The sequence below is a fragment of the Actinomadura sp. NPDC049382 genome, from assembly GCF_040677125.1.
Taxonomy (GTDB): Bacteria; Actinomycetota; Actinomycetes; order Streptosporangiales; family Streptosporangiaceae; genus Spirillospora; species Spirillospora geliboluensis.
Map to the genome: position 1 here is coordinate 107,257 of NZ_JBFARO010000013.1, position 26,837 is coordinate 134,093.

The following is a 26,837-nucleotide window of genomic DNA, read 5'->3' on the forward strand; positions in this document are numbered from 1 at the left end:
CGCCGGGTCGGTACTTTGGACAGAGTCCGTTATGGGAGGAGATCCCCGGTGTTGCTCGTTTTCGGGCTGACGGCGGTGTTCCGTACCGTCAGCGAGGGGACGTTCCACTGCCCGCAGTGCGGCGGCGACCGCGCCTACCGCAGGCGCGCCGGGCGCCGCTGGCTCTCGGTGTTCTTCGTCCCGGTGGTGCCGCTGTGGCGGCTCTCCCACGCGGTGGAATGCCGCACCTGCAAGGGCCGGTTCCCGGTCGCGGCGCTGCGCACGCCGACCGCGCGGCAGCTGGGGGAGACCCTGGCCGCGGGCATGCGGGCGGCCGCCGCCCTGGTGCTGCGGGCCGGCGACCCGGCCGCCCCCGCGGCCCGCGCCCGCGCGATCGCCACCGTCAGCGGGTACGGCGAGCCGGACTACGACGCCGCCGCGATCGACGCCGACCTCGCGCTGCGCCGCACGTTCCTGCAGCGGGAGGTCGTGCACGCCGGCGCGCAGCTCGCGGTGGAGGCCAAGGAGTGGTTCCTCGCGCAGGCCGTCCGGATCGGGCTGGCGGACGGGCCGCTCGGTGACGGCGAGCGGCAGGCCCTGCACGGCATCGCCGACCTGCTCGGCATGTCCCCGGCGTACGCGCTGGGCGTGATCGTGACCACCGAGGGCGCGGCGCGCTGACATGCCCGCCGCCGGAACGGCGCTCGTCCGGGCTCCCGGCCCGCGGATCGCCGAGGGCATCGTCACCCACGCGACCCGCCGCCCGGTGGACGCCGCGCTCGCGGCGCGCCAGCACGCCGCCTACGTCGCGGCGCTGCGCTCGGCGGGCTGGTCGGTGCGCGCCGTGCCGCCCGCCGACGACCTGCCCGACGCCGTGTTCGTCGAGGACGCCCTGGTCGTCGCCGGCGACCTGGCGATCGTGTGCCGGTCGGGGGAGGAGCGCCGCCGGGGCGAGCTGCCCGGTGCCGAGCGGGCGGCGCGCGAGCTGGGCCTGCGGATCGAGCGGATCGAGCCGCCCGGCACCCTGGACGGCGGCGACGTGCTGAGCGTCGGCGGCACCGTCTACGCGGGCCGCGGCGCCCGCACCAACGAGGAGGGCATCTGCGCGCTGGCACGGCTGCTGGGCGGGCGGCGGGTCGTGCCGGTGGACACGCGCGGCTGCCTGCACCTGAAGTCGGCGGTGACCGCGCTGCCGGACGGCGGCCTGATCGGCCGGCCCGAACTGGTGGACACCTCCGCGCTGCCGAGCCTGCGCGTCGCGCCCGAGCCGGCGGGCGCCCACGTGGTGCCGCTCGGGCCCGACCACGTCCTGATGGCGGCCTCGGCGCCTCGCACGGCGGCGCGGCTGGCGGCGGACGGGCTGCGCGTCACCAGCGTGGACATCAGCGAGTTCGAGGCCCTCGACGGCTGCGTGACCTGCCTCTCCGTCCTCGTCCCCTGACCGTCCCGGGGGAATGACCCGCGCGCCGGGAGGCGTTGCGATGAGACGGAGGAGGCCGCTGTTGTCTCAACATGCGGACCTGGGTTTCCGCAACCCGGATGGCATCTGTTACGTTGGCGGACGTGTTGCGTGAGCTGCTCCTCCTTAGCGGCCGCAGCGGGGGCCTGTAAGACAGGTCGGCTCCCTCGCTGCGGGACTTTGACGTGGACGTCGGCCGCGAGGTTCGAGCAGAGAGATCTCAACGGATGTATCCGCAACAGCAGTCCTCCGGTATGCCCTTCCAGCGCTACCGCCCCTTCGCCCCGGTCAAGCTGTCCGACCGCACCTGGCCGGACGCCGTCATCACCGAGGCGCCGCGCTGGTGCGCGGTCGACCTGCGGGACGGCAACCAGGCGCTGATCGACCCGATGGACGCCCACCGCAAGCTCAAGATGTTCGAGCTGCTGGTACGGATGGGCTACAAGGAGATCGAGGTCGGCTTCCCGGCGGCGAGCCAGACCGACTTCGACTTCGTCCGGCAGATCATCGACGAGGGCCGGATCCCCGACGACGTCGTCATCCAGGTGCTGACCCAGGCCCGGCCGGAACTGATCGAGCGGACCTTCGAGTCGGTGCGCGGCGCCAAGCAGGCCATCGTGCACCTGTACAACTCGACCAGCACGCTGCAGCGCCGCGTCGTGTTCGGGCAGGACAGGGACGGCATCACCGCGATCGCCGTCGAGGGCGCCAAGCTGTGCGCCAAGCTCGCCGAGGACATGGGCGACACCGAGATCTACTTCCAGTACTCGCCGGAGTCGTTCACCGGCACCGAGCTGGAGTACGCCGTCGAGGTCTGCAACGCCGTCAACGACGTGTGGAGGCCGACCCCGGACCGCAAGGTCATCGTCAACCTGCCGGCGACCGTCGAGATGGCGACGCCGAACGTGTACGCCGACCAGATCGAGTGGATGAACCGGAACCTGGCCTACCGGGACTCGGTCGTCCTGTCGCTGCACCCGCACAACGACCGCGGGACGGCCGTCGCCGCCGCCGAGCTCGGCTACATGGCGGGCGCCGACCGCATCGAGGGCTGCCTGTTCGGCAACGGCGAGCGCACCGGCAACGTCTGCCTGGTCACCCTCGGCCTGAACCTGTTCACCCAGGGCGTCGACCCGCAGATCGACTTCTCCGACATCGACGAGATCCGGCGGACCGTCGAGTACTGCAACCAGCTGCCCGTCCACGAGCGGCACCCCTACGGCGGCGACCTGGTCTACACCGCCTTCTCCGGCTCCCACCAGGACGCCATCAACAAGGGCTTCGACCACCTGCGGCGCGACGCCGAGGCCGCCGGGACCCCGGTGGAGGCGTACCGCTGGGAGGTCCCGTACCTGCCGATCGACCCGCACGACGTCGGCCGGACGTACGAGGCCGTGATCCGGGTGAACAGCCAGTCCGGCAAGGGCGGCGTCGCCTACATCATGAAGACCGAGCACTCCCTGGAGCTGCCGCGCCGGCTGCAGATCGAGTTCTCCCGGGTGGTGCAGGAGCACACCGACAGCGCCGGCGGCGAGGTCACGCCGGAGCGGATGTGGGAGATCTTCGAGGCCGAGTTCCTCGGCAACGGGCCGCGCGCCGGGCTGCTGGCGCACCGCGCCACGTCCCGGGTGGACGAGAAGGACGCGCTCAGCTGCGACGTCCGCGTCGACGGCGAGATCCGCGAGATCGAGGGCGTCGGCAACGGCCCGGTCTCGGCGTTCGAGGACGCGCTCGCCACGATCGGGGTCAACGTGCGGGTGCTGGACTACGCCGAGCACGCGATGAGCGCGGGCGGCGACGCGCGCGCCGCCGCCTACGTCGAGTGCGACGTGAACGGCACGACGGTGTGGGGCGTCGGCATCGACGGCAACATCGTGACCGCGTCCCTCAAGGCGATCCTGTCCGCCGTGAACCGGGTGGCCCGCGCGCAAGAAGCGTAAGCGGCTTGCGCGATCGCGTCGTATAGTTTCGGCATGACACGTCGACTGGCCGAGGTCGCCAAGAAGGTCGGGGTCAGCGAGGCCACCGTCAGCCGGGTCCTGAACGGCAAGCCCGGCGTGTCGGACGCGACCCGCGCGGCCGTCCTCACCGCCCTCGACGTGCTCGGCTACGAGCGCCCCACCCAGCTGCGGGGCGAGCGGGCCCGGCTGGTCGGCCTCGTGCTGCCCGAGCTCGGCAACCCGATCTTCCCCGCGCTGGCGGAGGTCGTCGGCGGCGCCCTCGCCCAGCGCGGGTTCACGCCGGTGCTGTGCACGCTCACCCCGGGCGGCCTGTCGGAGGCCGACTACGTCGAGATGCTCCTGCAGCAGCAGGCGTCCGGGGTGGTGTTCGCCGGCGGCCTGTACGCCGAGGCCGACGCGCCGCACGACCACTACCACCGGCTGCTCGACGTGCGGCTGCCCGTCGTGCTGGTCAACGCGGCCGCCGACGAGCTCAGCTTCCCGCAGGTCTCGACCGACGACGCGGTGGCCGCCGAGCAGGCGTTCGCGCACCTGCTGTCGCTCGGGCACGAGCGGATCGGCGCCGTCCTCGGCCCGGCCGACCACGTGCCGTCCAGCCGCAAGCTCGCCGCGGTCCGCGCCGCCGCCGAGCGCGCGGGCGTCGAGCTGCCGGACGCCTGGATCCGGCGCAGCATGTTCTCCCTGGAGGGCGGCCAGGCCGTCACCGGGCGGCTGATCCGCGACGGCGTCACCGGCATCATCTGCGCCAGCGACCCGCTCGCGCTCGGCGTGATCCGCGCCGTCCGGCGCCTCGGCATGTCGGTGCCGGGCGACGTTTCGGTCGTCGGTTACGACGACTCGGCGTTCATGAATTGCGTGAACCCGCCGCTCACCACCGTCCGGCAGCCGATCGAGGCCATCGGCCGCGCGGCGGTCACGCTGCTGGTGAACCAGGTGGAGGGCGCCTCGGTGTCCGCCGAGGAGCTGCTCTACGAGCCGGAGCTGGTCGTCCGCGCCTCCACCGCGCCCGTGCGCGCCGCCTGATCTCCGGACGTCCGAAAGCCGCCCTCCCGCAGGGCGGCTTTCGTCGTTCTGCACCCGTTTACGCCGCTGGACCGTTCTCACTGTCGGCTTTTTGCGTATGTTCATTCAGCTATTGCATTGAGTTGTTGGTCTATGTATGTTCCTCGCAATTGGCCGACCCGACGGCCCAGGAGGAACCCCCATGAGATCCCGGATTCTCGCCACCCTGCTCACGGCCGTTCTCGGCGCGACCGCCGCCGGCTGCGGCGGGGACGGCTCCGGTGGCAAGGACACCGCGCCCCTGGACGCCGGCACCAAGGTGTCGATCACGGTCGGCTGCATGCCGGCCAAGAGCCAGGAGGCCCAGCGCAAGGAGTGGAACGAGGACGTCGCCGCGTTCCAAAAGCTGCACCCCAACATCACGGTCGAGGGCAAGGACGCGTTCCCCTGCATCGACCCGCAGACCTTCCAGGCGAAACTGGCGGGCGGGCAGATGGAGGACGTCTTCTACGTCTACTTCACCGACGTCCAGAGCATCGTCGCGCACGGCCAAGCCGCCGACATCACCCCGTACCTCGGCCAGGTCAAGCAGAACCCGAACCTCGACCCGGCCGTCACGCAGGTCCTCAAGGACGGCGGCAAGGTGTACGGGCTGCCGAGGCAGAACTACACGATGGGCCTGTTCTGCAACCGGGCGCTGTTCAAGAAGGCCGGCCTGAACCCGGACGCGCCGCCCAAGACCTGGACCGAGGCCCGCGACGCCGCCAAGAAGATCAGCGCCCTCGGCGACGGGATCGTCGGCTACGCCGAGCTGAGCGCGAAGAACCAGGGCGGCTGGTACTTCACCGAACAAATTTTCGAACTCTGAGTATGGTTACTTCATGTGACTGATAGGTTCTGCTCCGTGAAGTTGGTGGTACAGGTCAAGCTACTACCGTCGCCCGAGCAAGCGACGGCGCTGGCGGCGACCCTGAGCGCGTGCAACCTTGCCGCCGACTTCGTCTCACGGGAAGCGTTCCAGCGGAGGGTGTTCTCTCGGATCGAGCTCCAGAAGCTCCTGTACAGGGAAGTAAAAGAACGAGGACTGTCCGCGCAGCCCGCCATACATGTCATACGGAAGGTTGCCGACGCCTACACGGCACTACGCGCCCAGATCGAGGTGGGGCTGTTCGGCGGGATAGGGGCAGCGCGCCGGGCCAAGGCTGAAAATAGACCGATCACCTTCCGCGTCAATGCCGCGCAGGCGTTTGACGATCGGTGTTTGTCATGGCAGATGGATGCCCGGACGGTGTCGATCTGGACCATCCGGGGCCGGATGAAGGATGTCGCCTTCACTGGTGAGCCGTCACAGCTCAAGACTCTGGCCGAGTATCGGAAGGGTGAGAGCGATCTGGTGCGCCGTGACGGTAAGTGGTTCATTGTCGCTACCTGTGAGGTGCCAGAGGCTCCGCTGAACACCAACCCGGTCGACTGGCTGGGGGTGGATCGCGGCATCGCCAACCTGGCAACAACGTCCGATGGCGGCAATCACCAGGGGCGAGGCTTGCAGCGGTATCGGCGGCGCATGGCCCGGGCCCGTGCCGAGTTGCAGGCCAAGGGCACCAAGTCTGCCAAGCGGAAGCTGAAGCGGCGGGCGTGCCGGGAGTCCCGGCACGCCGCGCACACGAACCATAAGATCGCCAAGACATTGGTGGCCGATGCCCAACGCACCGGACGCGGTATCGCCCTGGAGGATCTCCAAGGCATCCGCGACCGGGTACGGCTCAAGCGGCACCAGCGGGCCACCCTGTCGTCCTGGCCGTTTCACCAACTCGGCGAGTTCATCGCCTACAAAGCCCGCCGCGTCGGCGTGCCGGTGTTGGACGTGGATCCGGCCTTTACCTCCCAAAGGTGTCCGCGCTGCGGGCACATCTGTCGCAAGAACCGTCCCACCCGGGACGACTTCATTTGCGTGGTCTGCGGGCTCGCTGGCCCGGCCGACCACATCGCCGCCGTGAACGTCGCGAGACGCGCACGCACGGCGTGGGCGTTCGTCAACACGCCTGATGCGGCCGCGTGACCGTCCTCCAGTCAGGGGCAGTCGTGAGTCGCAAGCCCACTCCCCTCGGGTGAGCAGGTGACGTGGTTCTACGACCCGGGGCCGGGCCTGTTCAACCAGATCCTCGGCTTCTTCCAGCTGCCGGGGCTGAGCTGGCTCGACTCCACCGACACCGCGCTCGTGTCGCTGGTGATCGTGTCGACCTGGATGAACCTCGGCAGCGGCACGCTGATCTACCTCGCCGCGCTGCAGACGATCCCCGGCGAGCTGTACGAGGCGGCGGAGCTGGACGGCGCCGGGCTGTTCCGCCGGATCCGGCACATCACCATCCCGCAGACGAAGCTGATCCTGCTCGTGATGCTCCTGCTGCAGATCATCGCGACCATGCAGGTGTTCATCGAGCCGTTCCTGCTCACCGGCGGCGGCCCCGAGGACGCCACCGTCACCGTCGCGTACCTGATGTACCAGTACGCGTTCAACTTCACGAACTTCGGCGGAGGTGGCGCGCTCGGGCTGATGCTCATGCTCGTCCTGATCGTGTTCTCCGTCGTCTACCTGCGCGTCTCGCGCGAGGAAGCGAGGTAGCGCGATGCCGGAGACGCGGACCCTCGTCTCGCCGCACACCCTCGGCACCCGGCGCGGCAAGGCCGTCTACTGGACGGTCTTCACCACCGTCTTCGTGACGTTCACGTTCGTGTTCGTCTTCCCGCTGTACTGGATGGTCACCGGCGCGATGAAGTCGCCGGACGAGCTGGCCGACGTCCCGCCGAGCGTGTTCCCGCACAGCCTCGACCTGAGCGGCTACCGGGAGGCGTGGCGGCAGCTCGACCTCGGCAAGTACCTGTGGAACACGACGCTCTACGCGTTCGGGGCGTGGCTGTTCACCCTCGGGGTGGACGTCGCCGCCGCGTACGCGCTGTCGAAGCTGCGGCCGATCCTCGGCAGGGCGGTCCTCGGCGGGATGCTCGCCACGCTGATGATCCCGCCGATGGTGATCCTGCTGCCCGCCTACCTGACCGTGAAGGACCTGCCGATCTTCCACGTCAACCTGCTGAACACCCCGTGGGCGATCTGGCTGCCGGCCGCCGCGAACGCGTTCAACATCTTCCTGCTCAAGCGGTTCTTCGACTCGATCCCCACCGAGCTGCTGGACGCCGCCGAGGTGGACGGGGCCGCGCCCGCCCGGATCCTGTGGTCGATCGTGCTGCCGGTGTCGCGGCCGATCCTCGGCGTCGTGTCGATCTTCACGGTGGTGAACGTGTGGCGCGACTTCGTCTGGCCGCTGCTCGTGCTGCCCGACACCGGGCGCAAGACGATCAGCGTCGCGATCGCGTCCCTCGCCGTGCAGGTCCCGCAGAACGTGCTGATCGGCTCGCTCGTGATCGCGAGCGTGCCCACCATCGTCGTCTTCTTCGTGTTCCAGCGGCACATCATGGCCGGTCTCACGGCGGGCGGGCTGAAGGGCTGACCCCCTTCCCCGTCCCGCACCTTTCTCTCTAAGGAGTTGTCAGCATGCCCGAAACGTGGTGGCGCGGCGCGGTGATCTACCAGGTCTACCCGCGCAGTTTCGCCGACGGGAACGGCGACGGCGTCGGCGACCTCGCCGGCCTGCGCGACCGGCTGCCCTACCTCGCGGGCCTCGGCGTGGACGCGCTGTGGCTGAACCCGTGGTACCCGTCGCCGATGGCGGACGGCGGCTACGACGTCGCCGACTACCGGGACGTCGCGCCGGTGTTCGGCACGCTCGCCGAGGCGGAGGCGCTGATCGCGGAGGCGCACGCGGCCGGCCTGCGGATCATCCTGGACGTGGTGCCGAACCACTCCTCGCACGAGTCGGCGTGGTTCCGGGACGCGGTCGCCGCGGGGCCCGGCTCGCCGGAGCGGGACCGGTTCTGGTTCCGCCGCGGCCGGGACGGCGGCCCGCCCAACGACTGGCAGTCGATCTTCGGCGGGCCGGCCTGGACCCGGCTGCCGGACGGCGACTGGTACCTGCACCTGTTCGCGCCCGAGCAGCCCGACTTCAACTGGAACAGCCCCGACGTCGTCCACGAGTTCCACGACGTCCTGCGGTTCTGGTACGACCGCGGCGTGGACGGCATCCGCATCGACTCGGCCGCCCTGCTGGTGAAGGACCCCGACGCCGCGCCCGACGGCCGCGACCCCTACACCGACCGGGACGGCGTCCACGAGATCTACCGGGGCTGGCGCAAGGTCACCGACGCCTACCCGGGCCGGATGCTCGTCGGCGAGGTGTGGCTGCCCGACCAGGAGCGGTTCGCCCGCTACCTGCGCCCGGACGAGATGCACACCGCGTTCAACTTCGACTTCCTCAACTGCGCGCTCGAACCGGACGCGCTGCGGAAGGTGATCGACACGACGCTCGCGACGCACGTCCCGCTCGGCGCGCCGCCCACCTGGGTGCTGTCGAACCACGACGTCGTCCGCCCGGTGACCCGGTACGGCCGCGCCGACACCTCGTTCGACCTGCAGGACCGCCGGCACGGCGCGCCGACCGACCGGGCCCTCGGCGTCCGCCGCGCGCGGGCCGCCGCGCTGCTGGCGATGGCGCTGCCCGGCGCCGTCTACCTCTACCAGGGCGAGGAACTCGGGCTCCCGGAGTTCGAGGACCTCCCCGACGACCTGCGCCAGGACCCCATCTGGACCCGTTCCGGCCACACCGACCCGGGCCGCGACGGCTGCCGCGTCCCGCTGCCGTGGTCGGGGGACGAGCCGCCGTTCGGGTTCGGCGGCGACCCGTGGCTCCCGCAGCCGCCCGACTGGAAGGACCTCACCGTCGAGGCGCAGGACGCCGACCCCGGCTCGATGCTGAGCCTCTACCGGGACGCCCTGGCGCTGCGCCGCGAGCACCTCGGCGACGGCACGCTCACCTGGCTCCCGTCGGCGGACGGCGTCCTCGCCTTCGCCCGCGACTCCGGCCTGACCTGCGTGCTGAACCTCGGCGACGCGCCGGTGCCGCTCACCGGCGAGGTCCTGCTGGCGAGCGGCCCGCTCCCGGACGGGCAGCTCCCGCCCGACACGGCCGCCTGGCTGCGCTGACATGGCCGCCCGGCTGCGCTGACAGGGCCGCCTGGCTACGCCGATAGGGCCGCCCCAGATCTCTGCCGCTCCTCCCAGGCAGGTGCCCCCACCCCCACCGAAAGGGAGAACACCAGCGATGAGACCGAAGTCCCTCCGCATCCTGCTGGCCGCGGCATTGGCCGCCGCCGGGCTGACCGGCCCGGCGGCGGCGCCCGCGGCGGCGGCCGAACCGAACCTGGCCGCCGGCAGGACCGTCTCCGCGAGCAGCTCCAACGGCCGGTACACCGCGTCGAACGTCAACGACGGGAACCAGGCCACCTACTGGGAGAGCGCGAACAACGCGTTCCCGCAGTGGATCCAGGTCGACCTCGGCGCGTCCGTCAGCACGGACAAGGTCGTCCTCAAGCTCCCGACCGCCGACTGGGGGACGCGCACCCAGACGCTCTCCGTGCAGGGCAGCACGGACGGGACGACCTACACCGACCTCGTCGGTTCCGCCGGGCGCGTGTTCGACCCGGCGGCGCAGAACACCGTCACGCTGGCCTACACGTCCACGCCCACCCGGTACCTGCGCGTCCGCATCACCGCCAACACCGGCTGGCCCGCCGGGCAGCTGTCGGAGTTGGAGGTCTACGGGCCGTCCACCGGCGACCAGACCGCGCCGACCGCGCCGACCGGGCTGGCGTTCAGCGAACCGTCCGCCGGGAAGATCAAGCTGACCTGGAACGCCTCGTCGGACGCGGTCGGCGTGACCGGGTACGACGTCTACGCCAACGGCGAGAAGCGCGCGAGCGTCGCCGGCGGCGTCCTCACCTACACCGACGACCAGCCCGGCACGGCGACCGTCTCCTACTTCGTGCGGGCGCGGGACGCGGCGGGCAACGTCTCGCCCAACAGCAACGTCGTGACCAGGCAGGGCCAGGGCGGCGGGACGAACCTCGCCGCCGGGAAGCCGATCACCGCGTCGTCGCACGTGTACTCGTTCGTCGAGGCCAATGCCAACGACAACGACGTGGCGACGTACTGGGAGTCGGGTCCGGGCGCCTATCCGGCCACCCTCACGGTCAACCTCGGAGCCAAGGCCGACCTCACGTTCGTCGTGGTGAAGCTGAACCCGGACGCCGCCTGGGCGACCCGCACCCAGACGATCGAGGTGCTCGGCCGGAGCGGCCCCAAGGCGCCGTTCACGACGATCAAGCCGTCCGCCGCCTACACGTTCAGCCCCGCGACCGGGAACACGGCCACGATCCCGGTCGTGGCGACCGCGGCCGAGATCCAGCTGAAGTTCACCTCCAACTCCGGAGCGCCCGGAGCCCAGGCCGCCGAGTTCCAGGTGATCGGGACGCCCGCGCCGACCCCCGACCTGACCGTCACGGACGTCTCCTGGACGCCGGCCTCACCGGTCGAGACCGACGCCGTCACCCTCCGGGCGACCGTGAAGAACATCGGGACGGGCACGGCCGACGCGAGCGGCCTCGACTTCCTGATCGGCGACGAGAAGGCCGCGACCGCCCCGGTCGGCGAGCTGGCGGCGGGCGCGTCCACCACGGTGTCGGCCTCGATCGGCACTCGGGACGCGGGCTCCTACACCGTCGCCGCCAAGGCCGACGCCGGTGACGACAACATCGAACTGAACGAGACCAACAACGCCCGGAGCGCGCAGCTCACGGTCGGGCAGGTGCCCAGCTCCGACCTGGTGGCGCAGGCCGTCACCTGGAGCCCCGGCACCCCGCGGGCGGGCGACGCCGTGGCCTTCTCGGTGACGCTCCGGAACAACGGCACGCAGGCGACGGCCGCGGGCGCCCACGGGATCACGCTCGCGGTCCTCGACGGCGACACCGCCGTCAAGACGCTGACCGGCTCGTACACCGGGTCGCTCGCACCGGGCGCGTCCACCGCCCCCATCGGCCTCGGGACGTGGACGGCGGCGAACGGCCGGTACACGGTGAAGACCGTCATCGCCGACGACGCCAACGAAGTTCCGGTCAAGCGCGCGAACAACACCTCCACCCAGGCGCTGTTCGTCGGGCGCGGCGCGCACCTGCCGTTCGACATGTACGAGGCGGAGGACGGCGTCCTCGGCGGCGGCGCGGCGGTCGTCGGCCCCAACCGCAAGGTCGGTGACCTGGCGGGCGAGGCGTCGGGGCGCCGCGCGGTCACGCTCAACTCGACGGGCAGCAGCGTCGAGTTCACCGCCAAGGCGGCCACCAACACCCTCGTGACCCGGTACTCCATCCCGGACGCGGCGGGCGGCGGCGGCATCGACGCGACGCTCGACGTCTACGTCGACGGGACGTTCCTGAAGGCGATCGACCTGACGTCCCGGTACACGTGGGTGTACGGCGCCGAGGCGAGCCCGAGCGACTCGCCGGGGGCCGGGCCGCCCCGCCACATCTACGACGAGGCGAACCTGATGCTCGGCCGGACGGTCCCGGCGGGCAGCAAGATCAAGCTGCAGAAGGACGCGGCCAACACCACCACCTACGCCATCGACTTCGTCAACACCGAACTCGCGGAGGCCAAGCCGAACCCCGACCCCGCCAAGTACGCGGTGCCCGCCGGGTTCACCCACCAGGACGTCCAGAACGCCCTCGACAAGGCGCGCCAGGACCCCGCCCTCACCGGCGTCTACCTGCCGCCCGGCACCTACGACACCGCGCAGAAGTTCCAGGTGTACGGAAAGGCCGTCAAGGTCGTCGGCGCGGGCCCGTGGTTCACCCGGTTCCGCACGCCGCCGAACCAGCAGAACACCGATGCGGGATTCCGGACGGAGGCGTCCGCCAACGGCTCGGCGTTCTCGGGGTTCGGGTTCTTCGGCAACTACACCTCGCGGATCGACGGACCGGGAAAGGTGTTCGACTTCTCCAACGTCAGCGACATGACCATCGACGACATCTGGGCCGAGCACGTCGTCTGCCTCTTCTGGGGCACCAACGTCGACAATTCCACGATCAAGAACTCCCGCATCCGGGACACGTGGGCGGACGGCCTGAACTTCACCAACGGCAGCAGCGGCAACCATGTCGCGAACGTCGAGACCCGCACCACCGGCGACGACAGTTTCGCGTTGTTCCCCGCGATCGACAACCGCAACGAGCAGGAGACCGGCAACGTCTACGAGGACCTGACCTCCCTCCTCACCTGGCGCGCCGCCGGCCTCGCCGTCTACGGCGGAGGAGGCAACACCTTCCGCAACATCCACATCGCCGACACGCTCGTCTACTCCGGCATCACCATCGGGACGCTGCAGTTCGGCGGCATCCCGGCGCTCGGTTTCGAATCGGATCCGCAGACGAGGTTCGAGAACGTCTCGCTCGTCCGGGCCGGCGGCCATTTCTGGGGGCAGCAGACGTTCCCGGCGCTGTGGCTGTTCTCCGGCGAGTTCCCGTTCCGCGGCATCCGGATCAGTGATGTCGACATCGTCGACCCGACCTATTCCGGGATCATGTTCCAGACCAAGTACTCCGGCGGCCGGCCGCTGAACCCGATCACCGACACCGTCCTCACGGACGTCGCCATTTCGGGCGCGCACAAGAGCGGTGACGAGTTCGACGCCAAGTCCGGCTTCGGGATCTGGGTCAACGAGCTGCCCGAACCCGGCCAGGGCCCGGCGGTCGGCTCGGCGACCTTCACCGGACTGGAACTGCGCGACAACCACCAGGACGTCAAGAACACGACGACCACGTTCACGATCAACCGCAACCCCTGAGAGGGGGCCGGGGGCCGCGGGTGTTGGGAGGCGCCCGCGGTCTCCGGCAGGCCGGGCCCCCGGCCGCGCCCGCGGGTCAGCGGGCGCGGCCGAGGACGTGGTGGACCAGTTCGCGGAGCGGACCGTGCAGCTGCGCCTCGCCGACGGTGGTGCGGTCGCCGTCGATGTCGATCTCGTACAGGAACTGGTCGGGGATCCGGCCCGGCGGGGGGACCGACGCCAGGTCCACCCGGTGGACGAGCCGCGTCAGCATGGGGTCGCTGGCGCTGTCGGACTCGGCGCGCCGCTCGATCCCCGCGAATCCTCCGCTGCGGACGACTGTCACTTTCACTGCGCTATCCGTTCGCCTCCATGGAGACTCCTACCCCGGTCCAGGCGCGGTTCACCGCCTTCGCCTCGGCGGAGCCGGCGCCGAACAGCCGGCCCGCGGTCGCGGCGGTCGCGGCGGCGAAGGCCGCGAAGTCGGCGTCGGCGGCGAGGGTGCCTCCGGTGAGCGTGTCGTACCAGACGCGGCCGGCCTTCTCCCAGGCGTTGCCGCCGAGCGCGGTCGCCGCGAGGTAGAACGCGTGGTTGGGAATGCCCGAGTTGATGTGGACGCCGCCGTTGTCGCGGTAGGTCTCCACGTAGTGGTCCATGTGGGCGGGCTGCGGGTCCTTGCCGAGGCGGGGGTCGTCGTAGGCGGTGCCGGGCTCCTCCATCGAGCGCAGCGCGACGCCGTTGACGCCCTCGGCCAGCAGCCCCTGCCCGATGAGCCAGTCGGCCCGGTCGGCGGTCTGCCCGAGATGCCACTGCTTGATGAGCGAGCCGAACACGTCCGACATGGACTCGTTGAGGGCGCCGGCCTGGCCGTAGTACTCCAGGTTGGCCGTGTACTGGGTGATCCCGTGGGTGAGCTCGTGCCCGGTGACGTCGAGGGGACCGGTGAAGCCGGTGAACAGGACGCCGTCGCCGTCGCCGTACACCATCTGCTCGCCGTTCCAGAAGGCGTTGTCGTAGTCGTCGCCGTAGTGGACGGTCGAGACCATCCGCAGGCCGGCGCCGTCGATCGAGTTGCGCCGGTACGCGGCCTCGAAGAAGTCGAACGTCGCGCCGAGCCAGTCGTAGGCCTGGTCGGCGGCCCGGTCGCCGGTGGCGGGGCCGCCCTCGGAGCGGACGGTGCGGCCGGGCAGCTCCTCGCGGTGGCCCGCGTCGCCGATGGTCCGGTCGGGGACGAAGTCCTCCGAGGGGCCGGGGGCTCCGGCCGCGGCCAGCTTGCGTTCGGCGAACTGCGCCGACGTGAGCGCCAGCGTACGGCGGGCGCGGGCGCGGAGGGCCGGATCGTCGGCGTCGCGGGCGATGCGCTCCAGCATGTGCGGTGGCACGATGTGGCATCTCATGCCACAACGCTGCCAGCTCCGGGTGGTTCGAGCCACAACTTTCGGCGGGACGTCACGGCCGAATCCGGTCACGGTATGTGATTGTTATGAAGCGCAGCGGTACCGTCCGAGCGCCTTGTGAAGTTCCTGGGGAGATGTCCGCACGCCGCGCCGAGGCATCGCGCGGCGTGCGTCAGAATGAACGGGTGACCCTCTACCGCGACGAAGGCATCGTCCTGCGCACCCAGAAGCTGGGCGAGGCCGATCGCATCGTGACGGTGCTGACCCGGCGGACCGGCCGGATCCGCGCCGCGGCGAAGGGGGTCCGCAAGACCAAGTCCCGGTTCGGCGCGCGGCTGGAGCCGTTCACGCACGTGGACCTCCAGCTGTACGAGCGGCGCTCCCTCGACCTCATCACGCAGGCCGAGACGCTGCGCCCGTACGGGGAGGCGCTCGTCGCCGACTACCCCCGCTACACGGCGGGGACGGCGATGCTGGAGACGGCGGAGAAGCTGGCCGGCGACGAGGGGGAGCCCGCGCTGCGGCAGTTCCTGCTCCTGGTCGGCGGGCTGCGCACCCTCGCCGAGCGCAGCCACGACCCCCGGCTCGTGCTGGACGCCTTCCTGCTGCGCTCGCTGTCGGTCGCCGGCTGGGCGCCCGCGCTGGACGAGTGCTGCCGCTGCGGCACCCGCGGCGGGCTGCGCGGGTTCGCCATCGCGGCGGGCGGCGCGGTCTGCGCGAACTGCCGGCAGCCGGGCGCCGCGACCCCGGCGCCGCCGACGTTCGCGCTGATGCTGGCGCTGCTGCGCGGCGACTGGGAGTACGCCGACGCCAGCGAGCAGCGGCACCGGGCGGAGACCAGCGGCCTGGTGGCCGCCTACCTCCAGTGGCATCTGGAGCACGGGATCCGCTCGCTCCGCCACGTGGAGCGGGACGCGACCCCCCGAACGCACGACGAGTCACACGACGACACCGACAGGGAGCGAGTTTGAGCAGGCCCGTATCGCCACCGGAGCCGCACCGGGACGGCGCCGTCCCGCCCGCGATCCCCGCGGAGCTGGTGCCGCGGCACGTCGCCATCGTCATGGACGGCAACGGCCGCTGGGCGAAGGAGCGCGGGCTGCCGCGCACCGAGGGGCACAAGCGCGGCGAGGACTCGCTCTTCGACGTCATCATGGGCGCGATCGAGCTGGGCGTCCCCTACCTGTCGGCGTACGCGTTCTCCACCGAGAACTGGAAGCGCTCCCCGGACGAGGTCCGGTTCCTGATGGGCTTCAACCGGGACGTGATCCGCCGCCGCCGCGACCAGCTCAACGCGATGGGCGTGCGGGTGCGCTGGGCGGGCCGCCGGCCGCGGCTGTGGCGCAGCGTCATCAAGGAGCTGGAGACCGCCGAGGAGATGACCCGCGGCAACGACGTCCTCACCCTGCAGTTCTGCGTGAACTACGGCGGCCGGGCCGAGATCGCGGACGCGGCGGCGGCGATCGCCCGCGACGTGCGGGACGGCCGGCTCAGCCCCGACAAGATCAACGAGAAGGTGTTCGCCCGCTACCTGGACGAGCCGGGCATCCCCGACGTCGACCTGTTCCTGCGCTCGTCGGGGGAGCAGCGCACGTCCAACTTCCTGCTCTGGCAGTCGGCGTACGCGGAGATGGTGTTCCTCGACACGCTGTGGCCCGACTTCGACCGCCGCCACCTGTGGCACGCGTGCCAGCTGTACGCCTCCCGCGACCGCCGGTACGGCGGCGCGGTCCCCAACTCGGTGGAACCCGCCGCCGCGACCGGCTGACGCCTCGATCGACCGGCCGGCGCCTCAGCCGAGGGCGGCGTCCAGGGTGATCTTGGTGCCCTTGAGCGCCTGGCTGACCGGGCAGTTCTCCTTGGCGTTCTGCGCGGCCTTCTCGAAGTCGGCCGGGGAGAGGCCGGGCACGCTCGCCCGGACGGTCAGGTGGATGCCGGTGATGCCCTCGCCCGGCTGGAAGGTGACCTCGGCCTTGGTGTCCACCTTCTCCGGGGGCGTCCCGGCGCCGGCGAGGGCGTGCGAGAGCGCCATCGAGTAGCAGGTGGAGTGCGCGGCGGCGATGAGCTCCTCCGGGCTCGTCCGCCCGCCCGGCTCCTCGCTCCGCGACGCCCAGGTCACGTCGTAGGTGCCGAGCTTCGAGGAGTCCAGCGAGACGGTGCCCTGGCCCTCCAGGAGCGAGCCTTCCCAGTGCGCGTTTGCGGTACGTGTCGTAGCCATGCCCCGATTCTCCACCATGGCCCCCGCCGGGGGATCATCAACCCGGGAATGCCCGTGCCCGTGTCGGCGCGGACCAGGGAAAGCCCCGCGCCTCCACGGGCACGGGGCTTCCTTCCCCGGAACGGGGGTCCTAGGTGACGTTCACCGCGGACCAGGCCGCGGCCACGGTGCTGTACTGCGTGCTGCCCGCGCCGTAGAGGTCCGCCGCCGCGCTCAGGGTCGCGGTCCGCGCGCCCTTGTAGTCGGTCGAGGACGTCATGTACGTGGTCAGCGCCCGGTACCAGATCTTCGTGGCGGCGTCCCGGCCGATGCCGGTGATCGTGGAGCCGTTGGACGTGGGGCTGTTGTAGGAGACGCCGTTGATCGTCTTGGCGCCGCTGCCCTCGGACAGCAGGTAGTAGAAGTGGTTGGCGACTCCCGAGGAGTAGTGGACGTCGAGGTTCTTGGTGTTGGACGACCAGGCGTCGGGGGAGTTGCCGTCGCGGCTCGGCTTGTCCATGAACCGCAGCGCGGCCTTGCCGAAGCCGGGCAGGACGACCTCCTCGCCGACCAGGTAGTCGCCGACGTCGTTGGGGTTGTTGGCGTAGAACTCGACGGCGGCGGCCATGATGTCGGACGTCGCCTCGTTCAGCCCACCCGATTCGCCGGAGTAGGTGAGGTTCGCGGTGGCGCTGGTGACGCCGTGGCTCATCTCGTGCGCGGCGACGTCCAGGGACGTGAGCGGGCCGAGCTGGGAGCCGTCACCGTCGCCGTAGGTCATGCAGAAGCACGAGTCGTCCCAGAACGCGTTGGCGTAGCCGCTGCCGTAGTGGACGCGGTTGAACGACCCCTTGCCGTCGCCGGCGATGCCGCTGCGGCCGAAGACGTTCTTGTAGAAGTCCCAGGTCATGTCGGTGCCGAACTGGGCGTCGACGGCGACGGTGGCGCGGTCGGACGTGGTGCCGCTGCCCCAGTGGTTGTCGGCGTCGGTGAACAGGGTGGCGGGGGCGCGCCGGAAGCACCAGATGAGGAAGCAGAGGTCGGTCTGGTTCTCGGCGTCGCCGGTGTAGGTGTTGCCGCGGGTCGGGTCCTTCAGCTGGTAGGTGGTGCCCGACTTGGTGGTCTCCAGCGGGACCGTCCCGGTGTAGAGCGACTTGCCGTCGCCCGCCTCGGTGCGGATCATCTCCTCGCGCAGCAGGACCTTGCCGGTCGCGGCGTCCACGGAGGTGAAGACCCGGCTGGGCGTGCCGTCGGCCTGCGTGCCGACGGTCTGGACGCGCCAGGCGAGCCGGGGCGCGTGGTCGGCGGTGCGCGCCTCCACGACCAGGGCGGGGGAGCCGTCCGCCTTGCGCTGCTTGGTGACGGCGCGCTTCTTGGCGGTCGCGGCGCTGACCTCCGGGGTGGAGTCGGCGGGCGCCTGCGCGAGCGTTCCGCTGCTGCCGCGCCAGGCGCCTGCCGCGGACTGGTGGACGACGATGTCGCCGCCCAGCACCGGCAGCCCGTTGTAGGTGCGGGTCATCCGGGTGTGCGAGGTGCCGTCCCGGTCGATGCCGACCCGGACGACCTTGAAGGACTGCCCGTCCCCGGCGCGGACCGCCGCGCCGCGTTCGGCGAGCGCGTGGAGCGCGCGCTCGGCGGCCTGCTGGGGGGTGGGAGGGGACGGCGCCTGCCGCGCGGAGGCGGGCAGCGCGGTGCCGGCCGTCGCGAGCAGGGTCGCCGACGCCAGGAGCGCGGTACGTCGGCTGGTGAACGCCCGTCTTGTCATGAACGCCCTCTCGTGCGGGCGCCACGCACCCCCCGAGAGGCCCGCCGTCGGGCCCGCCGTGGCGATGCGACATTTATGACATAGGGCAGGACTGTTGTAGATGTGACAATTCGCCAAGAAATCCCGGCGGCGCGTGTGGACTACGCGTCTTGCTACCGATCAGTAGAGTGCCGCTCCGCAGCTCAGCGCCGTGCGGCGGAGCAGGCGGCGCAGGTGCCGAACACCTCGACGGTGTGCGTTATGTCGGTGAACCCGTGCTCGGCGGCGATCGCGTCCGCCCACCGCTCCACGGCCGGGCCCTCGACCTCGACCGTGCGGCCGCAGTCGCGGCAGACCAGGTGGTGGTGGTGCTGCTCGGTGCGGCAGGCGCGGTAGACGGCCTCGCCCTCGTCGGTGCGCAGCACGTCGACCTCGCCCGCGTCGCTGAGCGCCTGCAGCGCCCGGTACACGGTGGTCAGGCCGATCTTGGAGCCGTCGGCGCGCAGGTCGGCGTAGATGTCCTGCGCGCTGCGGAACCCCTCGCAGCCGGCCAGCACCTGCCGCACCGCGTCCCGGCGGGCCGTCGTCATCCCCCAAGCACCTCCGCCTCGGCATCCACGCGCGCCTCCACGCCGGACCCGGCGGGAACGGCGCCGTCCGCCGCGCGGGCGCGGGCGCGCCTGCGGCGCACCACCGAGCCCCCGGCGACCGCGACCACGAACGCCGCGAGCGCCAGCAGCACGATCGAGGGGCCTGGAGGCAGATCGTACTCGAAGGACCCCGCGAGACCCGAAACGGCCGAGACCACACCGATCCCCATCGCGGCCAGCATCGTCTGCCAGAAGCCCCGGGTGAGCTGCTGCGCCGCCGCCACCGGGACGACCATCAGCGCGCTGACCAGCAGCAGCCCGATCGCGCGCATCGAGATCACCACGGTCACCGCGGCGGTCGCGGCGATCAGCACGCTGAGGAAGCGGACGGGCAGGCCCGCCGCCCGCGCCACCTCCTCGTCCTGGCACAGCAGGAACAGCTCCCGGCCGAACACCGCCACGATCGCGAGGACGGCGGCGGCGAGCCCCGCGACCACGTACAGGTCGGTCACCGTCACGCTGCTGATCGAGCCGAACAGGTACGACTGCAGGCTCGCCGAGCCGGCGCCGTTGGCGTTCGTCAGGATCACGCCGCCCGCGAGCCCGCCGTAGAACAGCAGGGCGAGCGCGACGTCCCCGCCGCTGCGGCTGCGGGCCCGCACCACCTCGATCGCCACCGCGCCGAGCACCGACACCACCAGCGCGCCGAGCACGGGGGAGGTGCTGGTGAGCAGCCCGAGCCCGATGCCGGTCAGCGCGATGTGGCCGATGCCGTCGCCGAGCAGCGACAGCCGGCGCTGCACGATGAACGTGCCCACGGCGGGGGCGGTCAGCCCGATCAGCACCGCCATAACCAGGGCGACGCGCATGAAGTCGTACTGCAGCATCTCGCTCACGCGGGCCTTCCCGTGGTCGCGGTCCTGCCGACCGTCGTCGCGTGGGTGGTCGTCTCGTGCACGATGCGGCCGTGGCCGAGCTCGACCGTGCGGGTGACGAGCGGCTCCAGCGGGCCCAGTTCGTGCGCGACGAGGACCACCGTGCGGCCGTCCCCGGCCAGCTCGTGCAGGGTGGCGGCGAGCGCCGCCTGGCTGCGCGCGTCCACCCCGGCGGTCGGCTCGTCCAGCACGAACAGGTCGGGCTCCCCGGCGAGCGCGCGGGCGATCAGCACCCGCTGCTGCTGGCCGCCCGACAGCAGGTGCGCCGAGTCGCGGGCCCGGTCGGCGAGCCCGACGGTGCGCAGCGCGCGGTCCACCGCGGCGCGGTCGGCCGTCCGGTCGGTGAACGCCGCGGGCAGCCAGCGCGACCGCCGGGCCACCCGCCCGGACGCCACGACCTCCCGGACGGTCGCCGGCACCCCGCCGCCCATCGGCAGCCGCTGCGGGACGTACCCGATCCGCCGCCAGTCGCGGAACCGGGCGGGCGCCGCGCCGTAGATCTCGGTGCTTCCGGCGGCCAGCGGTACCAGCCCGAGCAGCGCCTTGACCAGCGTGGACTTGCCCGCGCCGTTCGGCCCGAGGACCGCCAGCACGTCGCCGGCCGCGACCCTCAGGTCGATGCCGGCGAGGACCTCGCGGCCGTCCCGCCGGACGAGCCCGCCCGCCATCGCCAGCGGCGGCGCCGTCTCCTCGCTCATGAGCACTCCAGGGCCGGACGCAGCGTCCGCAGGTTCCGTTGCATGATCGTCATGTAGTCGTCGGGCGAGCCGTCCTCGATGCCCTCGACCGGGTCCAGCACCGCCGTCCGCACCCCCGCCTCCCGGGCCAGCGCCTCGGCGACCTTCGGGCTGACCAGCGTCTCGGTGAAGACCGTCGTCGCGCCGGTGGCCGAGATCAGCCGGGTCAGCTCGGCGAGCCGCTTCGGGGACGGCCCGCCGGACGGGTCGACCCCGGACACCGGGATCTGCCGCAGGCCGTAGCGGTCGGCGAGGTAGCCGAACGCGGCGTGCGCGGTGACGATGTCGCGGTGGGCGCAGGTGCGCAGACCGTCCTGGAACGCGCGGTCCAGCCGGGTCAGCTCGGCGGCGGTGGCGGCGGCGCGCCCCCGGTAGCCGGCCGCGCCGCCGGGGTCGGCGGCGGTGAGCCGCTCGCCGAGCGCGGTGGCGACGGCGGCCATGCGGCTCGGGTCGAGCCACAGGTGCGGGTCGTAGTCGGCCTCCCGGTGGCGGACGCCGTCGTGCGCCTCCTCGTCGTCGGTCTCGCCGGCCGGGGACAGCGTCCTCACCAGGGCCGCCGCGTCCAGCGACCTGCCCTTGGCGTGCCGGCCGACGGCGTCGTCCACGGCGGGCTGGACGCCCCGCACGTAGACGGCGAGGGAGGCGTCTTCGATGCGGGCGACCTGCCGGGCGGTCAGTTCCAGGTCGTGCGGCTCGGTGCCGGGCTTGGTGAGCGTCCGGACGAACACGTCGTCGCCGCCGACCCGCTCCGCCAGCCACGCCATCGGGTAGAAGGACGCCACCACCGCGGTCTTGCCGGGCGGGACGCCGGCGTCCGCGTCGGCGCAGGCCGCGAGCCCCGCGGCGAGCCCGGCCAGGGCCAGGGCGGCCGCCGGGAGGGCGCGCAGGGAGTCGGGGAAGCGGAGCACCTGCCGATTATGGACAAAGTGAAAACGGTTGTCAAAACCGCCCGATGCCGCGCCCCAGGGCGAACCCCACGAGGACCGCCAGCGCCACGACGCGCAGGATCCTTCCCGAACCGTCCAGCGCCGGCCAGTTCAGATAGGCGAACCAGCCCAGCGCGGCGGCCAGGACCAGCAGCCCGGCCGCGGCGACCCAGCCCGTCCCGACCATGCCGACCACCAGCAGCAGGAACACCGTGACGAGCAGCACCCACCGCGGCAGCCGGTGCAGGAACACCACGGGCGCCGCGCTGTGCCGCTCGACGGCGGCCCGCAGGCCGCCCCCGCGCTCACCTCTCGTCTCCACACGCCCCAACGTACTGCCAGGATGGACGGATGATCGCGATAACCCGCTACCGGGTGCCGGACGCGGAGTCGGCCGGCTTCGCCGAGCGGATGACGGCGGTGCTGACCGCGCTGTCGGCCAGCCCCGGCTTCCGCTCCGGCCGCCTCGCCCGGACCGTCGACGACCCCGGCCTGTGGGCCCTCGTCACCGAGTGGGACGGCGCCGGGCACTACCGCCGGGCGCTCGGCGGCCACGACATCCGGATGCAGTTCATGCCGCTCGCCGCGCTCGCCGTGGACGAGCCCGGCGCGTACGAGATCGTCAGCACGGCCTGAGCGCGGTCCCGCGCCCCGCCGGGTCACGAGCGGGGCAACCGCCGGGCAAGAAGCGCCCGGGGCCGGTTTCGGGCGCCGCCGCCATGGTCATCTCTGCCCCTACATGATCACCGCGCGGGTCCCGGGGGAGATGTGATGCGCCACGCCGTCCTGTTCAGCGTGCTTTCCGGGGCGGCGGTGGCCGCCCCCCTCCTCGCCGTCCTGGATGCGGCTCCCGCCCGGCTCGCGGCCCGGCCCGCCGGGCTGGCCGCGCACGCCGGCGCCCCGGGCGCGGCCGGCCCGCGCGTCGTGGAGTACCGGGGCCTGCGCGTGCCCGTCCCGGCGGGCTGGGCGGTGCACCGGCTCGACACGGACCCGACCCGGTGCGTCCGCTACGACCGGCACGCCGTCTACCTCGGCCGCCCCGGTCCGCAGCAGGACTGCCCGGCCCGCGTCGTCGGCCGCACCGAGGCCGTCCACATCGAGCCCGCGGGCAACGGCCGCTCCGCGCGGACGGTCGTGCACGCCGACAAGATGGCCTCGCTCACCATCGCGCCGAACCTCGACCACGAGACGCGGCTCACCCTCCCGGAGGCGGGGGTCACGATCACCGGCGTGTACGGGGCGGACCCAGGACGGCTGCAGCGGATGCTGCGCGGCACCCGGCTGTCGGCGAAGTGGACGGCCTCGCCCGCCTCGCCGGCCCGGCCCGCCGTCCGTCGGGTGGCCCCGCCCCCGGACCCCACCGCGCCGGCCTCCGCCGAACCGGCACCCGCCGCGTCGGCGCCCGCCGAACCGGCGCCCGCCGTGCCGCGCGGGGACGCCGGGCTCGACCGCCCGTGGGTGCGCGGCAAGGGGTTCGACACGTGCACGGCGCCCTCGCTCGCGACGATGAGGGCCTGGAAGCCCTCGTTCAAGGTCACCAACATCTACATCGGCGGCGCGGCGCGCGGCTGCGCCCAGCCGAACCTCACCGCGTCCTGGGTCCGGCAGGTCCGCGAGATGGGGTACCGCATCACGCCCACCTACGTCGGCCTTCAGGCGCCGTGCGGCAGCCGCCCGCAGCGCTTCACCGCCAAGAACGCCGCCAAGCAGGGCGCCAAGGCGGCCGTGAACGCGGCGCGCAAGGCGCGGGCGCTGGGCATCCCCGAGGGCCAGCCGATCTACTACGACATGGAGGCGTACGACAGCAAGAAGAGCGGGTGCAAGGCGGCCGTCCTGCGGTTCGTCGACCGCTGGGTGCGGAAGCTGGAGGCCGAGGGCTACGTCCCGTGCCTCTACAGCAGCGCCAAGTCCGGCATCCGCGACGTGGGCCGGGCGACCGGGATCAGCAAGCCCGCCGCCATCTGGTTCGCCAACTGGAACGGCCGCGCCTCGGTCTACGACGACCCGCACCTGCCGGACGCCTGGTGGTCCCCGCACCGCCGCATCAAGCAGTACCGCGGCGGCCACAAGGAGAAGCACGGCGGCGTCACGCTCAACATCGACAGCAACATCGTCGACGGGCGCGTCTACTAGCGCCTTGGCGGCTCGCCGGGTGCCCTAAGCTGGGGATGCTCTCCGGCGGCGGGCGATGACCGCGCCGGAGCACTCACCGGGGATCACACTCGCCGCCGCCCGCCGTGCGCGGACCGGGGCGCACTCACTGTCCCGCCGACCGCCAGCCGGATGGAGAAGAACTCATGGCACGCCGTTCCGATGTGCTGGACACGATCGTCAACCTCGCCAAGCGGCGGGGCCTGGTCTACCCGTCGAGCGAGATCTACGGCGGGCTCCGCGCCTCCTGGGACTACGGGCCGCTCGGCGTCGAGCTGAAGAACAACGTCAAGCGCCAGTGGTGGAAGTCCATGGTGCAGGGCCGCGACGACATCGTCGGCCTCGACTCGTGCGTCATCCTGGCGCGCGAGGTCTGGGAGGCCAGCGGCCACGTCCAGGCGTTCGTCGACCCGCTCACCGAGTGCCAGTCCTGCCACAAGCGCTTCCGGGCCGACCACCTGGAGGAGGCCTACGAGGAGAAGCACGGCCGCCCGCCGGCGGGCGGGCTCGCCGACGTCACCTGCCCGAACTGCGGCGTCAAGGGCTCCTTCACCGAGCCGAAGATGTTCAACGGCCTGCTCAAGACCTACCTCGGCCCCGTCGAGGACGAGTCCGGCCTCGCCTACCTGCGGCCCGAGACCGCGCAGGGCATCTTCATCAACTACCTGAACGTCCAGCAGTCCGCGCGCCGCAAGGTGCCGTTCGGCATCGGGCAGATCGGCAAGTCGTTCCGCAACGAGATCACGCCCGGCAACTTCATCTTCCGGACCCGCGAGTTCGAGCAGATGGAGATGGAGTTCTTCGTCAAGCCCGGCACCGACGAGGAATGGCACCAGTACTGGATCGACGAGCGCATGCAGTGGTACGTCGACCTCGGCATCCGCAAGGAGAACCTGCGGCTCTTCGAGCACCCGCAGGAGAAGCTGTCGCACTACTCCAAGCGCACCGTCGACGTGGAGTACCGGTTCGACTTCGTCGGCAGCGAGTGGGGCGAGCTGGAGGGCATCGCCAACCGCACCGACTACGACCTGACGACGCACTCCAAGGCGTCCGGCGCCGACCTGTCGTTCTTCGACCAGGAGTCCGGCGACCGGTTCACCCCGTACGTGATCGAGCCCGCGGCGGGCGTCGACCGCTGCACGCTCACGTTCATGATGGACGCCTACGCCGAGGACGAGGCGCCCAACGCCAAGGGGAAGATGGAGAAGCGCGCCGTCATGCGGCTCGACCGCCGGCTCGCCCCGGTCAAGGTCGCGGTGCTGCCGCTGTCGCGCAACGCCGACCTGTCCCCGAAGGCCCGCGACCTCGCCGCGCGGCTCCGCAAGCACTGGAACGTCGAGTTCGACGACGCGGGCGCCATCGGCCGCCGCTACCGCCGCCAGGACGAGATCGGCACCCCGTTCTGCGTCACCGTCGACTTCGACACCCTGGAGGACGACGCGGTGACCGTCCGGGAGCGCGACTCGATGAGCCAGGAGCGCATCGCGATCGGCCAGGTCGAGTCGTTCCTCGCGGCGCAGCTCGTCGGCTGCTGACCCGCCGCCGTCCGGCAGGCCGCCGATCGGCCGGCCGTGCCGGGCCGTAAGACCGCTACGGGCCGCCCCCGCGTGATGGGGGCGGCCCGCTTCTCATGGGAGCACGTCCTGGGGAGCGTGTCCTTTACCGGGAGCGTGGTGTTACGGGGGCTTCGATCAGCCCGTGACGTACAGGGACTGGTTGTAGGTGCCGGATCCGGCGGTGGTCTCGCCCTTCAGCGCGTACGTGGCGCTGACGGTGGCGGTGCCCGGGCAGAGGAAGCTGCCGCCGGTCTTGCTGACCTGGGCGTTCTGGACGCCGACCTGCGCCTCGGAGCTGCCGGCGACGGGCCGCGAGGCGTTGTCGCCGTTGTAGCCGTTGGCGGTGAGCGTGCCGCCGTACTGGCAGCTGATGCCGCCGAAGATGTCCACGGTGGCCTTGACGCTGAAGTTGCTGATCGTGACCGTGGCGTCGCGGCCGCCGGTGTGCCCGGCGTCGTAGGTGACGTTGCCGCCGGTCCACGGCAGGTTCTGGGTCTCGATGGTCGAGCTGCTGCTGCCGGAGCAGGGGCCGCCGTTGTCGCCGCTGAAGCTGGCGCTTCTGATGGTGAGGCCGCTGCCGTCGGAGTTGATGGACCCGGTCATCGTCGACTGGCTGCAGGACCCGCTGCCGATCGACGTGGAGACCGTCGCGGTGCCGAGCAGGGACGCCTGGACGTTGCCGGAGTAGGCGGCGGCCGAGGCCGAGCCCTTGCGGATGGTCGTGCCCGCGGCGTACGCGGGGGCGACCCCCGCGGCGAGGACGGCCAGTGCGGCGGTCCCGACGATCGCGGTCTGTCTGATTCGTGCCACCGGAGACTCCTCTGTCCGGTTCGGGGTGGGCATACGCGAAAGTAATTCGCGTTGTCGGACCGGGCAATGGATGGCGGCCGATTGCGGCCTGGCCGGATTGGGACACCGGCCAGTGTCTGCTGGTGGGGACGGCGGAGACGGGGTGGGTGACGACAGTGTCACGCCGGGTCACTTGACGGGGATTTGCGCCCGTGTTTCAGCCGCCGGGAAACGAAGGTCGTCTCCGGCCCGGAGAACCTGGGCTAGGTTGGCCTGAGCGGACCGGCGGACGGCCGGACCCACGGCGAGCGGAACGGCGGGAAAGGAGAGGGCGGCATGCGCGACGCGCGGCACCCCGCCCTGCCCCCTGCGCACCGGCCCTTCGCGGGCACGCCCGCCGCCCGGCTGCTCGTCGTCGTGCTCGGCCTGCTCGGCTTCGTCGTCGGGCCCGTCGGTGCCGGCACCCACGGCGGCACGTCCGCCACCGGGACGGTCTCCGGTCTCCGGCCCGCGCCGGTGGCGAAGGCGCCCACCCGCGGCAGGACGTCCACCAAGCCGCGGACGGTCCGGCACGCGCAGGTCGGCCCGCGCACGAGGTCCCGGACGGCGAGGAGCAGTACCACCGGCGCCTCTACTTCCACCGGGTCGG

26 protein-coding genes are annotated in these 26,837 nt (G+C 71.8%); 16 read left to right on the forward strand and 10 right to left on the reverse strand.

Going from position 1 to position 26,837, the window contains the following annotated elements; translation table 11 throughout:
- Nucleotides 1–48: 48 nt before the first annotated feature.
- The 10 genes from AB0K34_RS11760 (at nt 49) to AB0K34_RS11805 (ending at nt 13,187) form a co-directional block, all read left to right on the forward strand.
- Nucleotides 49–660 (forward strand): hypothetical protein, encoded by a 612-nt coding sequence (locus AB0K34_RS11760; protein WP_364547681.1) that lies wholly within the window; start codon nt 49–51, stop codon nt 658–660.
- 1 nt (nt 661) lies between these two features.
- Nucleotides 662–1,420, forward strand: a complete 759-nt coding sequence (ddaH, locus tag AB0K34_RS11765; protein WP_138636932.1) for a dimethylargininase — start codon at nt 662–664, stop codon at nt 1,418–1,420.
- Between the two features lie 245 nt (nt 1,421–1,665).
- Complete coding sequence (leuA, locus tag AB0K34_RS11770) at nt 1,666–3,378, forward strand: 2-isopropylmalate synthase (protein ID WP_301174331.1); 1,713 nt, start codon at nt 1,666–1,668, stop codon at nt 3,376–3,378.
- A gap of 33 nt (nt 3,379–3,411) precedes the next feature.
- Nucleotides 3,412–4,422, forward strand: a complete 1,011-nt coding sequence (locus tag AB0K34_RS11775) for a LacI family DNA-binding transcriptional regulator (protein WP_138636930.1) — start codon at nt 3,412–3,414, stop codon at nt 4,420–4,422.
- 181 nt (nt 4,423–4,603) lie between these two features.
- Nucleotides 4,604–5,269, forward strand: coding sequence for an extracellular solute-binding protein (locus AB0K34_RS11780; protein ID WP_364547685.1), 666 nt, complete (start codon nt 4,604–4,606; stop codon nt 5,267–5,269).
- Nucleotides 5,270–5,305: 36 nt separating this feature from the next.
- On the forward strand, nt 5,306–6,460 hold the full coding sequence (locus tag AB0K34_RS11785) for a transposase (RefSeq protein ID WP_364547688.1): 1,155 nt from the start codon (nt 5,306–5,308) through the stop codon (nt 6,458–6,460).
- Nucleotides 6,461–6,517: 57 nt separating this feature from the next.
- Nucleotides 6,518–7,024, forward strand: a complete 507-nt coding sequence (locus AB0K34_RS11790; RefSeq protein ID WP_364547692.1) for a sugar ABC transporter permease — start codon at nt 6,518–6,520, stop codon at nt 7,022–7,024.
- Nucleotides 7,025–7,028: 4 nt separating this feature from the next.
- The gene (locus AB0K34_RS11795; RefSeq protein WP_364547695.1) at nt 7,029–7,907 is read left to right on the forward strand and encodes a carbohydrate ABC transporter permease; all 879 of its coding nucleotides are present in this window, start codon (nt 7,029–7,031) and stop codon (nt 7,905–7,907) included.
- Between the two features lie 44 nt (nt 7,908–7,951).
- On the forward strand, nt 7,952–9,496 hold the full coding sequence (locus AB0K34_RS11800; protein WP_364547697.1) for a glycoside hydrolase family 13 protein: 1,545 nt from the start codon (nt 7,952–7,954) through the stop codon (nt 9,494–9,496).
- 118 nt (nt 9,497–9,614) lie between these two features.
- A complete protein-coding gene (locus AB0K34_RS11805; RefSeq protein WP_364547699.1) occupies nt 9,615–13,187 on the forward strand; it encodes a discoidin domain-containing protein in 3,573 nt (1,190 codons plus the stop codon).
- A 76-nt stretch (nt 13,188–13,263) separates the two neighbouring features.
- Here AB0K34_RS11805 and AB0K34_RS11810 read toward each other — a convergent pair whose 3' ends face one another.
- The gene (locus AB0K34_RS11810) at nt 13,264–13,518 is read right to left on the reverse strand and encodes a protealysin inhibitor emfourin (protein WP_240807659.1); all 255 of its coding nucleotides are present in this window, start codon (nt 13,516–13,518) and stop codon (nt 13,264–13,266) included.
- A gap of 4 nt (nt 13,519–13,522) precedes the next feature.
- Nucleotides 13,523–14,563 (reverse strand): M4 family metallopeptidase, encoded by a 1,041-nt coding sequence (locus tag AB0K34_RS11815; protein ID WP_364547702.1) that lies wholly within the window; start codon nt 14,561–14,563, stop codon nt 13,523–13,525.
- Between the two features lie 185 nt (nt 14,564–14,748).
- Between AB0K34_RS11815 and recO the strand changes: the two genes are divergently transcribed.
- Together recO and AB0K34_RS11825 are read left to right on the forward strand one after the other, a co-directional pair.
- A complete protein-coding gene (gene recO / locus AB0K34_RS11820) occupies nt 14,749–15,534 on the forward strand; it encodes a DNA repair protein RecO (protein WP_138636923.1) in 786 nt (261 codons plus the stop codon).
- Nucleotides 15,531–16,331: an isoprenyl transferase gene (locus AB0K34_RS11825; RefSeq protein WP_138636922.1), complete on the forward strand. Its 801-nt coding sequence runs from the start codon at nt 15,531–15,533 to the stop codon at nt 16,329–16,331. The genes recO and AB0K34_RS11825 overlap by 4 nt, the downstream gene beginning before the upstream one ends.
- Before the next feature lie 24 nt (nt 16,332–16,355).
- Here AB0K34_RS11825 and AB0K34_RS11830 read toward each other — a convergent pair whose 3' ends face one another.
- The 7 genes from AB0K34_RS11830 to AB0K34_RS11860 form a co-directional block, all read right to left on the reverse strand.
- Nucleotides 16,356–16,781, reverse strand: a complete 426-nt coding sequence (locus AB0K34_RS11830; RefSeq protein WP_138636921.1) for an OsmC family protein — start codon at nt 16,779–16,781, stop codon at nt 16,356–16,358.
- Nucleotides 16,782–16,911: 130 nt separating this feature from the next.
- Nucleotides 16,912–18,525, reverse strand: coding sequence for a M4 family metallopeptidase (locus AB0K34_RS11835; protein WP_364547706.1), 1,614 nt, complete (start codon nt 18,523–18,525; stop codon nt 16,912–16,914).
- A gap of 182 nt (nt 18,526–18,707) precedes the next feature.
- Nucleotides 18,708–19,094 (reverse strand): transcriptional repressor, encoded by a 387-nt coding sequence (locus AB0K34_RS11840; RefSeq protein ID WP_138636919.1) that lies wholly within the window; start codon nt 19,092–19,094, stop codon nt 18,708–18,710.
- The gene (locus tag AB0K34_RS11845) at nt 19,091–19,990 is read right to left on the reverse strand and encodes a metal ABC transporter permease (protein WP_138636918.1); all 900 of its coding nucleotides are present in this window, start codon (nt 19,988–19,990) and stop codon (nt 19,091–19,093) included. Before AB0K34_RS11845 ends, AB0K34_RS11840 begins: the two co-directional genes overlap by 4 nt.
- On the reverse strand, nt 19,987–20,697 hold the full coding sequence (locus AB0K34_RS11850) for a metal ABC transporter ATP-binding protein (RefSeq protein ID WP_364547732.1): 711 nt from the start codon (nt 20,695–20,697) through the stop codon (nt 19,987–19,989). The genes AB0K34_RS11845 and AB0K34_RS11850 overlap by 4 nt, the downstream gene beginning before the upstream one ends.
- Nucleotides 20,698–20,723: 26 nt before the next feature.
- The gene (locus tag AB0K34_RS11855; protein ID WP_364547710.1) at nt 20,724–21,674 is read right to left on the reverse strand and encodes a metal ABC transporter substrate-binding protein; all 951 of its coding nucleotides are present in this window, start codon (nt 21,672–21,674) and stop codon (nt 20,724–20,726) included.
- Between the two features lie 31 nt (nt 21,675–21,705).
- A complete protein-coding gene (locus AB0K34_RS11860; RefSeq protein ID WP_364547713.1) occupies nt 21,706–22,014 on the reverse strand; it encodes a DUF6703 family protein in 309 nt (102 codons plus the stop codon).
- 29 nt (nt 22,015–22,043) lie between these two features.
- Here AB0K34_RS11860 and AB0K34_RS11865 point away from each other — a divergent pair, with 29 nt between their 5' ends.
- From AB0K34_RS11865 to AB0K34_RS11875, 3 genes are all read left to right on the forward strand, one after another.
- Nucleotides 22,044–22,328: an antibiotic biosynthesis monooxygenase family protein gene (locus AB0K34_RS11865; protein ID WP_138636916.1), complete on the forward strand. Its 285-nt coding sequence runs from the start codon at nt 22,044–22,046 to the stop codon at nt 22,326–22,328.
- 135 nt (nt 22,329–22,463) lie between these two features.
- Nucleotides 22,464–23,825 carry a glycoside hydrolase domain-containing protein gene (locus tag AB0K34_RS11870; RefSeq protein WP_364547717.1) on the forward strand — a complete coding sequence of 454 codons (1,362 nt, stop codon included), beginning with the start codon at nt 22,464–22,466 and terminating at the stop codon, nt 23,823–23,825.
- Nucleotides 23,826–23,989: 164 nt separating this feature from the next.
- Entirely contained in the window at nt 23,990–25,378 is a 1,389-nt protein-coding gene (locus AB0K34_RS11875) for a glycine--tRNA ligase (RefSeq protein WP_301174319.1), read from the forward strand.
- A gap of 156 nt (nt 25,379–25,534) precedes the next feature.
- On the opposite strand, the gene AB0K34_RS11880 is transcribed toward AB0K34_RS11875, so the two are convergent.
- Nucleotides 25,535–26,209 (reverse strand): hypothetical protein, encoded by a 675-nt coding sequence (locus tag AB0K34_RS11880; protein ID WP_301174318.1) that lies wholly within the window; start codon nt 26,207–26,209, stop codon nt 25,535–25,537.
- Nucleotides 26,210–26,524: 315 nt separating this feature from the next.
- Here AB0K34_RS11880 and AB0K34_RS11885 point away from each other — a divergent pair.
- Nucleotides 26,525–26,837 (forward strand): hypothetical protein (locus tag AB0K34_RS11885; RefSeq protein WP_364547722.1); only part of this gene is annotated, 313 nt, incomplete at its 3' end.